This window comes from Vibrio sp. vnigr-6D03 (assembly GCF_002835515.1).
GTDB classification, from domain to species: Bacteria; Pseudomonadota; Gammaproteobacteria; order Enterobacterales; family Vibrionaceae; genus Vibrio; species Vibrio penaeicida.
Window position 1 is genome coordinate 143,063 of record NZ_PIZL01000018.1, and the last position, 13,762, is coordinate 156,824.

Annotated in this window: 12 protein-coding genes; all 12 read right to left on the reverse strand. The window is 42.1% G+C overall.

The window, feature by feature from the left end:
* Nucleotides 1-27: 27 nt before the first annotated feature.
* The 12 genes from CW749_RS15065 to CW749_RS15120 all read right to left on the reverse strand — a co-directional run bounded on the left by CW749_RS15065 (nucleotide 28) and on the right by CW749_RS15120 (nucleotide 13,715).
* Nucleotides 28-750 carry a WecB/TagA/CpsF family glycosyltransferase gene (locus CW749_RS15065; protein WP_101113090.1) on the reverse strand — a complete coding sequence of 241 codons (723 nt, stop codon included), beginning with the start codon at nucleotides 748-750 and terminating at the stop codon, nucleotides 28-30.
* Nucleotides 750-1,862 (reverse strand): glycosyltransferase, encoded by a 1,113-nt coding sequence (locus tag CW749_RS15070; protein WP_101113091.1) that lies wholly within the window; start codon nucleotides 1,860-1,862, stop codon nucleotides 750-752. Before CW749_RS15070 ends, CW749_RS15065 begins: the two co-directional genes overlap by 1 nt.
* A gap of 2 nt (nucleotides 1,863-1,864) precedes the next feature.
* Nucleotides 1,865-2,758: a glycosyltransferase gene (locus CW749_RS15075; protein ID WP_101113092.1), complete on the reverse strand. Its 894-nt coding sequence runs from the start codon at nucleotides 2,756-2,758 to the stop codon at nucleotides 1,865-1,867.
* A 20-nt stretch (nucleotides 2,759-2,778) separates the two neighbouring features.
* Nucleotides 2,779-3,909, reverse strand: a complete 1,131-nt coding sequence (locus tag CW749_RS15080; RefSeq protein ID WP_101113093.1) for a glycosyltransferase — start codon at nucleotides 3,907-3,909, stop codon at nucleotides 2,779-2,781.
* Nucleotides 3,910-3,921: 12 nt separating this feature from the next.
* Nucleotides 3,922-5,334, reverse strand: a complete 1,413-nt coding sequence (locus tag CW749_RS15085) for an oligosaccharide flippase family protein (RefSeq protein WP_101113094.1) — start codon at nucleotides 5,332-5,334, stop codon at nucleotides 3,922-3,924.
* The gene (locus CW749_RS15090; RefSeq protein ID WP_180958417.1) at nucleotides 5,327-6,307 is read right to left on the reverse strand and encodes a polysaccharide pyruvyl transferase family protein; all 981 of its coding nucleotides are present in this window, start codon (nucleotides 6,305-6,307) and stop codon (nucleotides 5,327-5,329) included. The genes CW749_RS15085 and CW749_RS15090 overlap by 8 nt, the downstream gene beginning before the upstream one ends.
* Before the next feature lie 4 nt (nucleotides 6,308-6,311).
* Complete coding sequence (locus tag CW749_RS15095; RefSeq protein WP_101113096.1) at nucleotides 6,312-7,307, reverse strand: glycosyltransferase; 996 nt, start codon at nucleotides 7,305-7,307, stop codon at nucleotides 6,312-6,314.
* Between the two features lie 9 nt (nucleotides 7,308-7,316).
* On the reverse strand, nucleotides 7,317-9,527 hold the full coding sequence (locus CW749_RS15100; RefSeq protein WP_101113097.1) for a polysaccharide biosynthesis tyrosine autokinase: 2,211 nt from the start codon (nucleotides 9,525-9,527) through the stop codon (nucleotides 7,317-7,319).
* Between the two features lie 27 nt (nucleotides 9,528-9,554).
* Entirely contained in the window at nucleotides 9,555-10,088 is a 534-nt protein-coding gene (locus CW749_RS15105) for a polysaccharide biosynthesis/export family protein (RefSeq protein WP_101113098.1), read from the reverse strand.
* A gap of 8 nt (nucleotides 10,089-10,096) precedes the next feature.
* On the reverse strand, nucleotides 10,097-11,347 hold the full coding sequence (locus CW749_RS15110; RefSeq protein ID WP_101113099.1) for an outer membrane beta-barrel protein: 1,251 nt from the start codon (nucleotides 11,345-11,347) through the stop codon (nucleotides 10,097-10,099).
* Nucleotides 11,348-11,360: 13 nt separating this feature from the next.
* The gene (locus CW749_RS15115; protein ID WP_101113100.1) at nucleotides 11,361-12,761 is read right to left on the reverse strand and encodes an undecaprenyl-phosphate glucose phosphotransferase; all 1,401 of its coding nucleotides are present in this window, start codon (nucleotides 12,759-12,761) and stop codon (nucleotides 11,361-11,363) included.
* A gap of 306 nt (nucleotides 12,762-13,067) precedes the next feature.
* On the reverse strand, nucleotides 13,068-13,715 hold the full coding sequence (locus CW749_RS15120) for a LuxR C-terminal-related transcriptional regulator (RefSeq protein ID WP_101113101.1): 648 nt from the start codon (nucleotides 13,713-13,715) through the stop codon (nucleotides 13,068-13,070).
* Nucleotides 13,716-13,762: the final 47 nt, after the last annotated feature.

Genomic DNA, 13,762 nt, shown 5'->3' on the forward strand with positions numbered 1-13,762 from the left:
GAACATCGATTCCTACTAACTAACATATTATCCACTCAATTTTACAATCATAGCTCGGGTCAAGAAAGTGACATTTCCAATAACATATCGATTGAATAAGCGCTTAGGTTCTTTCATTAGTCGGTAGGCCCACTCTAGGCTAAGTTTTTGGACCCATTCCGGCGCTCTTTCAACCTTACCAGCAATGAAATCTACAATTGCTCCACCGTTGATAGTCGATATGTTTGGATACGTCTCGCATATCATTTTAGACACAGCTTCCTGTTTAGGCATCCCCATAGCCATTACAACCAAATCAACCTCGAGGCTTGCAAGATGCTGAACATATACATCGGGTTCCTTAAAGCCATCAAGAACGGTCACTACTTGTACATTCTGAGATTCAAGCTTTTGTCTGGCAACGGTCAATTCTTTGTTTGTAGAACCAAACAACGCAACTTTTTTTCCTTGATACACCTGAGTTAGTAATATAGGAATGAGATCGGTGCCATTGAGATTGTGCCCTGGTTCTTTACCCAGCATTTTGAAAAGGATCTTTACGCCAATTCCATCTCGTAAAACTAGGTCACTCGCCATGATGGACTCGACAAAGCTTGGACTTCTGCATGCAAGATTAAAAGCATGAGCATTTAGAAAAGCAATGTTGAGCCGATTTCCCTCTTCTAGATACTGACGACAATGTTTTGCAACCAGATCGGTTGACTCAAAAACGGTGATTTTTGAGATGAACTGACGAAATTCCAATTTCATTAAATTACTGCCTTAATGTAGTTGAGCGCTTCTCTGGCTCGCACAGCCCAGGTATTTTGCTTTGCAAACGCTTTTCTTTGTTCTCTTGTTGACGCGGTATCAGATTCAATTGCCTTGCCTATTGAATCTACAAATTCATCTTCCGTTTCGACAACATTTACCAGCCGCTTGCCTTGTTTATCAAAGTCACACTGGCTTGCAACCGAAGGGATCCCAGCCGCGCAATATTCATATAGCTTTAATGGGTTACGATACTGATTGAAAGGGGACGCTCGGTAAGGGCATATGCCGACTCTAAATGAGGATATAACATTAGGTAACTGTTCGTATGGAACCAACCCTGTAAGCGTTAAATTAGAATACTTATGAGAGAGAGCCGAAATGTCGTCATTCCTGACCTTTCCGACCATCATGATGGTCATATCAGGGTAGCGCTCGCAAACTCGTTCAATAAGCCGTTCGTCGGTCGATTCATCGATTGAACCCACAAAACCAATCACATTTTCTGGCGTAGAGTCTTTACCAAAGGCGTTAACCCAATCACTACCCACCGCGTTGGGCAAATATTTTACTTTTGGTTGAGTAATCAGCTTAGAAAGCTTTTCGACCAGTTGATGGCTTGTCGCGAAACATGCGGCGCTGTTTGCTACGCATGCTTTCAAAGTTTTCTGATAGGAAGAGTAATGAGAAAAAGCGTACTTTGTATCGTCATCGTAATTGTCGTAGTGCGTATAAGCGTAGGGCACGCCAACGCCTTTCAAATATAGATACTGGTCTGGCTTATAAAACCAAAGACAACTCACCTTGCTTCCACAACGCTTCCCCGCTTTTGCCACTTGCCATTTAACCGGTAACGTCACCGCAATCCAACGGAAGAATACATTGCTCATTGTCCAGCTGATAGGAAGTAAGGTAAGTAAAGGCATAACCTGTACATTACCTATCCTTTCCGGAGCCTTATAGCTGCTATCTGCCTTTAAAAACCACATAGGTCTTTTAAAATAAAGCAAAGGTGTACCTTCACTGGCCAATTCTTCACTTATCGCCTTAATAAAAGGACGGCGATGAAATTTGTGGTATTGGTCACTGATTGAAAAAATTGCAACGCTCATGGTTAACGACCTGCTGCTATACCATCACTTACGAATATGCCTTTATAAAAACCCAACATCCAGGCAAAACCACAAAAATACATGACGGGACATAACACGATTAGCATGAATGGGCTAAACGCATACTTGAGATTACGAATATTAATTCGAGTAATTTTTGCCAACATCATCAAAGGTAGTAGCAGTGCAAGTAACCATTTGTTCATGCCACCTTCTTTTGACTGATAACGCAGGAAGAACAGGTTGTTACCTGTTATGTAGATTTTTTTAATGACCTTTTTGAAGGGGGAATCCTGAATCTGGTAGCCAATGATGTCTGGGAAGAAATATAATGTATGACCCATACGTACAAGTCTTTCGGTTAACTCAGTGTCCTGCATACGTGGAATATCACTAAACCCACCTACTTCATCAAACAGAGCTTTCTCGACAATCATGAGCGCCGAGCTTAAGTTCGCGCGCTCAGTAGGCGTGCGAGAAGATTGGGATTCGTGATTAAAATAATAATGCTCGATATAGGAAGTTAACGTTACATCCCCTTTTTTATCGAGATCTAATGCACCACCAAATATCTTGGCGCCATCTTTTGCATGCTTCGCAACAATTTTAAGCGCTTGTTCATCCAGAACCACATCGGCATCAGCAAAAACGAGATAATCGCCGTTTGCAGATTTAGCCCCAATGTTACGACCGCCGCCAGGGTTAAAACGTTTCTCTTCTTTAAGTAAACGAACAAACGGGTACTGAGCACAAATCTGGTCAACTTCATCTCCTGGAGAACAGTCAACAACCAATACCTCTGCATCAATCTTATCCATCTGCTTAGCCAATGCAGACAGATTGCGCCCCAAATTATCTTGTGATTGGTAGGATGGAATAATTACGGAAAGTTTCACTGACGTATCCCTAGTAAATTTCATTGATTCTGCTGCAACACATTCTGATAAATGCCTTCAAGTGCCGCACACTGTTTATCTAAGTTATGAGTCTGGCGAACAAACTCGATTGCATTTTGGCTGTATCGGCTCCAACGTTCATGGTCATAAGACAGGTTAACAATCGCATCAGCCAACTCGTCAACGTTTTCTTCACTGACTACAGTTCCAGTCTCACCATCGATTATGGCTTCAGGCATACCGCCAGTATTAAATACCACAGCTGGAGTTCCTACAGCTTGTGCCTCAACAATCGTTAGAGCAAGTGCCTCTTCTTGTCCATTGGGCAACCTGATACTTGGTTGAACATACACGCTTGCTCTCTGCATCCAGTGTTTTACCTGCTCTGGTGTTTGACGCCCTGTAAATTCAACCTGGATACCTATAGTTTGGGCCAACTTTTCGAGGTGAGTTTTTTCCTCCCCATCGCCGATCAGCACGAGCGTGTGGTCTGGTGCCAGCTTTTGGACTTTAGACATGGCTTCAATCAGGTATTTGTGTCCTTTATAAGCTGTCATTCGCCCAACACAAAGAATGATTTTTTCTCGTTGTATTGATTCATCTGGCTCAAAGAACTGAGTATCAATACCTATGTAATGTCGAATGATCTTATTCTCAGGAAACCCAAGCTTTATCATCCTTCCCTTCACCCAATTCGATACAGCAATAAACTGAGTCGCGTTATTGGCTAGCTTCGCTCTGTGTCCCATATATCGAATATGCAATCGACCATGCTTTTCTATTGAGGGGGACTCTATGACATCAAAGCCATGAAACGTCACAACTAACGGGGCACCTAATTTTTCTGCAAGAGACAGCGCCGTCAATCCATTTGGACCAAAATGAGCATGAATCAATTCAGGTTCAAGCTTTTTCATCCGTCGGAGTAAATTAGGAAGTACTAGGCCCAGTTTAAACAACTTATCTGTCACTGCACCCAAAACACCAGATTGAACAATATGCGTTCGCTCATTAGGTAATGAAAGCCCTCTAACAACTTTATCGCTGCCCACATATTGAGCTTTGAAATGTTTTAATGCTTCTCCTTGCGACCTGATGAATGTCTCGGAGTATGCGAGAAGGTGATTTGAAAAAATAATGACGTTATTCATAATAATTCTACTTTATCTATTCAGAAACTGGCGAAGGTCCTGCTGCCAGGAGGGATAAACCAGTTTCATGCAAAGCACATAGCTCGCTGCACCAATCAAGCAGGTGGCTAATGAGATGATCGCCAAAGAGGATTCTATGTACTGTCCGGAAATAGCAACGGCAAACACCATACCTAGGGAAGCCATCCAAGCTGCAGATACGGGTTTAATTTGATTAAGCCCGTTAAGACCGAATATTTTGCTATAGCCTTTCATGCTAAATGGCATTGTCACAAAAACACGCAGCAGCATACCGAGTGCGGCTGCCATTGCGCCATAAGATGCGCCTAACACAGCAGTGACCGCTAACGCTACGATTGTGCCAACCATGTCAGAAATCAAAGCTGTGCTGGGTTTGGCTACGGCTGTAAAAGATACCGGAACATAGATCCGTGCAAGGCTAATAACTGCGACGATAGCAAAGATTTGAGTAGGTAGAATCGCATCTAACCACTTATCACCAAATAGCCAAGGAACAAGTGTAGGAGCCACTAACGCTAAACCTACGAACAGCGGCGTAACAATCATGGCGGTAAATTTCGTAGATATTTGGAATAACTGACATAATTCTTCTTTTTGATTCTGTCGACGCGAAAACACAGGCAGAGCATAGCTAAGTAAACCACTGGCGATTGCACTCCGTGGCATTTCAACCATTCGCCACGCAAACCCAAACAGGCCAACCGCCGCAGTCCCTGCTGTCATTCCGAGCACAATAGGAATACCGCGAATGGAAGCATCCCAGCTCAAACGTCGAACACACAACATCCAGCCGACAGAACTCAGTTCAAAAAAGGCTTTGCGCTGAAAACTTAACCCGATTCTGTGGTTGGTTACCAAAAGGAGATAGCCGAGACCAACAAGCTCAATAATGACCGACTGGGCTACTACAGCAACGCTACCGAAGCTATATAGCGCCAAACCTATTCCAGATGCTGCCCCAACCAGACGAGAGAACATAGAACGCTTCGCCAAAGTATCAAACCGACCTTCTCGTCTAAACTTGGCGACATAAAGAGAGGACACACTTACCAAAATGATATGTAGGAGAGAAAATGCTATAAGGTTAAACAGAGCAGGGTCTAGCTGCATCAGCCCACAAATGGTTAACACTGTCGCACAAAGGAATAGGCTGATGCTTATTCCTCCCCAAAAAGCAGTATCAAAGTGAGTCGAGTCTGGATTATTGTGGCGAACTAACGCATCTTCAAAAAGATTTCCGAATATAAGAGCGATCCCTTGACCAATGGACAAAGCTAAGACCGCAACACCAAACTCAGTCGGCGTTAGCAATTTTGCGTAGATAAAGAAACTCGCAATCGAGACTACTGTCATGCCGAACTTCTCTACGGCGATCCACAGCAGCTTTGCAATTCGGTTATTCATTTGCCGCTTTCTTGATGCTTTGCGGTTCTTCACCTTCGAGTTTTAATCCGAGCCAGCAACTCGCATAACGTTTTAGTTTTCCGTAGCTGTTATCTCTCATAACAACATCGTTTCCAACTAAAAGAGACAGAATCATCCCATGAAGGCGATCTGTATCAACAACGCTGTAAGACGTAAATTTCTCTACACTCCGCTGAATCAAGTTGTTGGTATACCATTTCCAGAACGCATCAAGACCCAAGTTCAAATGAAGTTTGTTTTCATACCTAGCCAACCTTCTGGCTATATTGTAACAACGTTCATCAAAGGGTTTGAAAAGGTCATCCCAATCAAATCTGTCGCCATCGTCGCCAGTGTCTGTTGCTTCAATATCACGTCTTCTCAGGCTTAATGTTCCTTCAGACGTGCGGACAATTCCTTTCCAACGATCAGACATTGCAAACGCCATATCAGGTAGAAGTTTGAGATGTTCACCATCAAACGCTTCACTCATTACCTCGAATGAGTGCTCATCTCGAACAAACATATAAAGGTTGTTATGAGACTTATACAGTGGAACCTTTTGAGTTAACTGAGAAGGATCTTGATAATGAACAGACTGCGGCATGATCAGAATCGTGTTTTCCGGAAACGACTCGATTACACGCTCGCGTAACGACTGATGATGCGGGTATAAATCACCGAAATTACCACCGCCATGAAGCACAAGAACCGTCTCTTTTGGAATTTTCTTACTGAACAAGCGTTCTTGGTTTCGTTCAGATATACGTGCAGTGATATTGACGTCCAATGCCCTAAAAAGCGCTTCAGTTCCTTCAGCAATCAAAAGGTCACCAACATTAAGGTGTACTGGATAATCAATAAAGATTGCGTCTTTGTTCTCTAGATGTGGTCGAAAGTTTTCAACCAAAGTTTTTTTCAACGAATCTAGAATCTGTTCGTTGAATTCAATGATAGGGGCTGATTGTTCCACGATATTATCCTTTAGGCTTTACTGGCACAGGTTTAGCACTACTCAAACGCTTCTTAACGCGTTGCATAACGCTCATTCCTTGAGTAGGTGAACAAGAGTCCATATATGCCTTAGCTTGGGCGTCAGAATTCACACTTGGCTGAGTTTTCCATGCTGCTAATGCTTTGGGCACCATAGAAAAACCTTGGAAAAGCCCCTTAAATGTCGACCAAATAAGACCAGAGCGAACACCTCGCCAAACTAAAATACCCGTGTGGAATATCGCAGTTGGTAGAAAGGTTTTAAATTTAAAATGAAGATACGTTTTGTTTCGAACGTCAAATGTCCAGCGTCCACCAGTCCATGCAACACGGTGCTCGGCAGAAACTTTGTGACCAATGACGACTTCCGGCGTGTACTTAATTTTGTAATGGGAATTCATCAAGCGCTTCGACAGATCAACTTCTTCATGTAAGAAAAAGAGGTCTGCATCATAGCCATTAATCCCATCAAAGGCGTCACGTCTGAGCATATGACCAGCCCCAACGAAACGATCAGTGTAGAAAGATTGCTCTGAAGCTTCTTCCACATTTTGATGGTAAGACCAACTTGTCAGATCATCTTCTTGGCTGCCAAAGCGAAGAATGCGGAACGCTAATGCACCAATTTCGGGTTCGCCTTTCATGATTTCACATGCTTTTGCTAACTGATGTTCATCAATGAATTCAGCATCATTGTCCAGCGCGACAATAAAATCTCCGGAGCCCTGATCTGAAGCTTGGTTTCGCCCTCCAGGAACACCTAAGTTAGTGCGATTGCACACCAGTTGTATACGGGGGTCTTTAAGGCAATGTTGACGTAGTCGCACTAATCCATCGGGCTGCGAACCTTGGTCGACAACAATAATTTTCAGCTCAATACCCTGTTGAGTCAGCGCGCTGTCTATGGCATCAAGCGTGTCGTCAATTCGATCCCAAGAAAGAATCGTAATATCAACGGTTGGTTTATCTAGCATTTCCATTATTTTGACCTAGCTTTGCTCGTAAGTACCGTAGTACTGGTAAGCATCCTGAGTTTTACTCTGATCTTGATTTAAAATGACACCTTCAATGACGCTCTTGTATTTGAGCATTCTTGAGATAGCGAAATTCAACTGATTTACTTTTGTGCTATTGGCTTTAACAACCATTACACAGGAGGTAGTCACATTAGCAACCAACATTGGGTCGGTTACAACATTCACTGGTGGTGTATCTATTATTATTCGGTCGTACTTATCACTCAGTAATTCGATCATTTCTTTGTATTGATCTGAACCGAGCAACTCCTGAGGATTAGGGATTAGCAATCCAGATGTCATAACATCCAACCCAGATTCCTCATGGTGATAGATACAATCTTCTAATTCGGCACCCATAAGAAGGTAATTGGTCATCCCAGGTTGTGCGTTGCTAAGGTGAAAGCGCTCTCCAACTGAAGGCTTGCGAAGATCACAATCGATCAGGAGTACTTTTTCCATTGCGGCAAATGATTCCGCTAAGCTAACCGATACCGTTGTTTTTCCTTCACCAGGAACAGAAGAAGTGACTGCTACACACTTACGCTTGTTCTGCATAAGAGTTAACTTGAGTGAAGTGCGAATACTTCGTATCGATTCCCCGAACTCTTTATGTTCTTTATCGAGGAAAAGCTCTGCGCCAATCTTTTCTTTGCGATATTTTTTCGCCTTAATTTTTGGAACACTTCCTAAGCCAGAAAGCCCGACTTTATTCTCTACATCAACACGTCTTTCGAAGGTGTTTCTCATCGCCTCAAGAATAAACGCCATCGCTAACCCAAATACAAACGCGCCTATAGCAGCAATCAAGATAATCAAGACTTTTCGAGGCTTCGCTGGAACTAAAGGGATGCTTGCTTTATCTGTAAAACGTGCAATGGCATTTTGATAGTCACTGGTTGCGGATGTTTCTTTCTGACGTGTTAGGAACAAATCATACAATTGTCGGTTGGTATCCACTTCTCGTTTACGTGTTTCAAATTCTGCTTTTTTAAAATTGGCTGACTGGAATTCTTTTTTCTTCGATTCAAGCTCTCTTTTTAGTCCTCGTTCTTGTGCAAGAGCTGTTGAAAGCTCTTTCTCAATTCCCACCACTAACTGGTTAAGAATTTTGCCAGAACGAGATTGGAGTGCTTTCAATTCAGCCTGCGCTCGAATCATCTTGTCATGCTTCGGACCGTAGCGTTTAGACAGCTCAAATACTCGCTTTTCCGCGTCCACTTCGTTAGAGCGAATATCGCGAATCTGCGGGTGGTTAGAAACTTGCTTTATGGCATATAAACTTGAGAGGTCAGCGTTACTGTTTTTTTGCAAAACAGAGTACAGGGATTCAGCAGCCAATCTGCGGTCTCTTGCTTCAGACATTTGATTGGTTAGGTTGGTAAGTTCCGTTGTCGCTAAACCGTCTATCCCAGCGGCGTCCACCAAACCTTCACGTTCCATAAAACGCGCTAACTTTCGTTCCGATAGTTCAAGCTGGTGTTCAAGCTCTCCTAGACGGGAATTGATCCAAATAGACGCTTGCTGATTAGCTTCCAATTGCGATTCAATGTGGTTTTGAATGTACGCTTCACCCACTGCGTTTGCGACATTCGCAGCCAATAAAGGATCATCCGAAAGATAAGTAATACTCACTAACTGGGTTTCTTTTACTGGGCTGACCGCGAGATTACGCTTGAATTCACGAAGAATATTCTGGCGATGACTATCTCTGAGTTGCTCTTCAAGAATAGGGCGAGGTTTTTGGATGTAATCAGACAACAACGGCAACTCATAGAAAGCGTTTTTTACATCTTTAATCAACGCCTTGATACCACTTGGCTCCGATTGTTCAGTCGCGATATCGTTGGCATCAATAACACCAATACCCAGCTCACTGATTACCTTTTCTGCAATTCGATTTGATCGAATGATTTCATACTGTGTTTGATAATATTCTTGCTTACTCGTGTCTACACCAACTACTTGCTCAATTGAAATCACTTTGTTTTGCTGATTTTCAATTAACAAAGTGGACGTCGCTTTATATTCCGGCGTTATAGTAAGAACATAAAAAGTGACTAAAACTACAACAAAAAGGGTAAATGCTAAAACGGATATTAGATTTTGCTTTACTAACTGAATGTATTTACTTAGGTCAATGAACTCGTCATTGCGCTTTAAGTCATCGCTTTTAACTATCATAAAATTTGAATTCTGATTCTTGTTGGATTAGAAAAAACTTTGCTCAATGACAATGATGTCACCTGGGTTAACAGCTTTGCTCAACGAAACGCCTTTTTGCGTTCCTCCCTCACCATTCGGGGTGATGTTGATTTTTTTGCGTGCCGCTCTGTCAGTAAAACCACCAGCAAGCGCTATAGCTTTATCTACCGTAAGTCCAGGTTGGTATTCATAGCCTCCAGGCTTTTTAACTTCGCCGTTGACATAGATCTCTCGGAATGAAATGAAGTTGACCATTACCTTGGGCGTTATCAGGTAATCTCCTTTCAAACCTTTTTCAATAGCAAGCTTGAGTTGTTGCGCTGTTTGACCCTTTGCGGTCATTTCACCCAAGTATGGGTAATCAAAGGTTCCACTTGAATTAATTAACAATTCATCGAACGATAGATCTGGCTCTCCGTAAACGCTTATCTGAATACGATCACCAGGTCCGATTTTATATGTAGTCGCAAATGACGCCGAAAACGCTTGAAGCGGAAACAGCAGTAATAATGCAACAAAAGATAAAAATGTTTTATTCATAACCCCAACTAATATGCAATAGAACCGGAAACCGACCATACCGTTTGGTCATAGCCATAACCTTCCCAGCTCGATGTTTTATTTGTTTTTCTGACTCCAACGAAGAAGTCCACTAATTCACTAAATTCATATCCAACATTTGCTGCCCACTCAAAAGACTTATCATCTCTTAACACACCATTCTGGAATGCACCGGTGTATTCTTGAGATTGAGCCACTACAACGGCTCTGGTGTATATCTGAGGGCGCCAATAGTGTTTCCAGCCGACATTAAGATTCGTGTCTTTGACGTAGTCACCGTCTTGATCTGGGTCTCTGGCAACCTGTTCAGTTTTAACGCTCCAAGTAGAGTGATAAAACGGATTCCAATCTACCCCTACTAACCAGCTCAAACCTGCAAAATCCTCACGATCCGCATCAATAAAGTCTTTATCTTGCAGACCAATTTTTGCGTAACCTTTTACTTTCCCTGTGGGGTCCCACTCTAAACCTACAAAGTAGCTATTCGTATTACTGTTCTGAGAAGGCACACCATTTGCGGTAAGAGCATACGTTTTCTTTGCAAACTCATACTCTAAAGTAGCTTTAGTATTAGCCAGCCATTGATAAGAAAACTTCAACCCAGCGTAGCGATTGTCATAATCTCTAAAACGTGTGCTCCTGCCATCGTTCGAGCCACCAATATCCCGAAAATTCTTGTACTCGATATCGCTGTAACCAATTTTGGTCTCTATTTGCCCTTTCGCTCCGCTTGCACCGTAGGTATAGGTAGTCACGGCAGAACGTTGGCGGTAATCCAAAGGGCTATCGATAGCGGTTGAGGTTCCATCTCCTTCACTTAAGCCAGTACCACGGGCTTCATGAAGGTCGGCAATTCGAAAATCGACACTTACAGCATGGCGAAGACCAAGCCTCAGTAGGTTTTTGCTTTCAAGAGTGTGATCTGTAAAGTTATCTTTTGAGCTTGAGAAATAGCGACCATCACTCAGTCTGTACGACAATACAAATTCATGTTCACGAGGTTGAAACCTCACAGAAATGTTCGGATCTAAGATCAAAAATGATGTAGAGACTGCGTTTTTCGATTCAGACGCTCGCAATAAGTTGTCATTTTGTCCGAATTTCGCTTTCACTCCAGGCGCTATCTCAATCCCTGACTCCGTTACAAAAGGCTCTGCAGCTGAGGGGAGACTTTGGGTAAAAGCAATGACTCCCGACACCAAACAGAAGGACTTTTTTAAGGAATATTTCATCGTCATAAGGTACTCGGTTTTAGTAAGCCGCTTTGCCAGTGAACCCTTTAAATATAGTCAGAAATACAATTTTTAGATCCATTCCAAATGACCAGTTCTGGATGTAGGCCAAATCGAACTCAACGCGTTTTTCCATTTTATCGATAGTATCTGTTTCGCCACGGTATCCGTTTACTTGTGCCCAACCTGTAATACCCGGCTTAACTTTATGGCGTAACATATATCTATCAACAATTTGACGAAATTCTTCATTGTGGCTGACAGCATGTGGGCGAGGTCCTACAATCGACATGGAGCCTTGAAGGACATTGAAAAATTGAGGGAGTTCATCAAGAGATGTTCGACGAATAAACGCACCGAAGCGTGTCACTCGTGGATCGTTTTTGGTCGCCTGTTTAACGACCGCACCATTATCCATCACTTTCATTGAGCGAAATTTCCACACTTTGATTTTTCGACCATCCAACCCATACCGATCTTGTTTAAACAACACTGGTCCAGGAGAGGAAAATTTCACACCCAATGCAACCGCGGCTAATACAGGTGAAATCATCAATAGAATGATAGAAGATAAAACGATGTCTTCGACACGTTTAATCCACGAAGAAAACCCATTAAATGGTGTATCGAAAACACTTAAAGTATGGACCTCACCAATGTGGTGCCATCGGGAATGCAAAAGGTTATACGTGAAGAAATCAGGTACTAAATAAGTATTGGCAGTCGTATCAGAAAAACGAGCAAGAAAGTCTGAGATCCGTTTGTTCGCATGTAATGGCATTGCGATATAAACATGCTCAATCTCGCCATTTTTTGCACGTTCCAACGCTTTCTCTACATTGCCCAATATCTTATATGATGTCGATTTCTGTAAGCGCTCTGCATTACGTTCATCATAGAAACCATCCAAAACGACACCGTGTTGGTTGTTACGTTCAATTTCACGCGCGAGCTTAAGACCATGCTCAGTAAAGCCGATAATGACCGCTCGACGTGTATTGAAACCTTGTTTGCGTAGGTTCAACAACACGAATCGGTAAATACAACGCCAAAGCATTAACAAAATAGGAGCAACGACAAACCATGCACCAATAACAACACGTGAAAAATCTACGCCTGTTTTAGTGAAATAGCCAAGAGCAAGAAGAATAACCGTAGCAACAAACCATGGGAGTAACGTAAGTTGGCACTGCTCTCGTAATGTGTTAGTTCGCCATGAGCGATATAGGTTGGCGCTTTCGGCACCCAAGAGGTAGGAAATAATTGCGATAACACCGATCAAGTTGTAGTCGCGATTGAATTCACCGACATATAAGAGGGTTAATACAAAAAGCGACCCACCAATAATTCCGATGTCGGCTAAACGAAATAAAAATGCAAATTCAGTTTCATAAGAGCGGATCAAGCCCTTTTTTTCCATATCCATATCTGACCGCTAGTTGTGTTGATTTAAAGTACACAGAATTTGCGCACCTCTTTTCCATACGAAATACGACTTAACCAACGTGACAACACAGATAATTATGCTTTGTTTGGTAAGTGTAATCGTAAAAGCCTAAAAGAGCTACGCGACTAGTTATTATGATTGTTAATTCGGTAGATAATTTATCGAAAAATTGAAATTATTTAAGTGGTTAAAAGAATGATTTTGTCAGGCACCAAAAGTAGTACTTCATTTCATCCTAATTTAGTGCCCAAACATCACCCGACTACAGTACCAATAAAATTATAGGTGTTTTTTCGCCCAAGCCATTGCCTGAAGACGATTTTTAACTTCTATTTTTTTAAAAATATTATATAAATGAGATTTGATAGTATGCTCACTTATGAATAACTTATCCGCAATTTCTATATTGGATTCCCCTGTTTTTAACGTTTCGAGGATTTCTATTTCTCTACGGGTCAAATCGACTTGAATGGCCTCATCTTCCATGTAGCTTGAGTCATTTTTTTGATAAAAGCTCAATAGCTGATTGATTACTTTACGAGGTAACCAATTTTCACCTTGGGAAATTGAAAGCAACCCATTGCATACACTTTCAAGATCATCCCTTGCTCCAAAACACCCATGAAGCTTTTTCCATTTAACTAACTCTTTAAATTCAACATCTTGCTCACTATTAAGCAAAACGACAGCCGTAAGCCCCTCTGATTTAGCCAACGCCGAAGCGACCCAATCAATGTTATCCTTAACACTCAAATCCACAAGTGCGATAAACTCCTCTCCCATGAGCAGTTCGCTTTCCAAGCCTTCATAATCTACTACTGTCACCAATAATGGGACGTGTGATTCAACATAACTTTTGAAATAGTTACTTTGAATGTTCTTGTTGGTAATGAATATTATATTAGCTTTATTACTTGTGTTATCCATACTAATACCAGTTTCCCATCAGTCTATGTTAATGCCTTTTCTGTAGG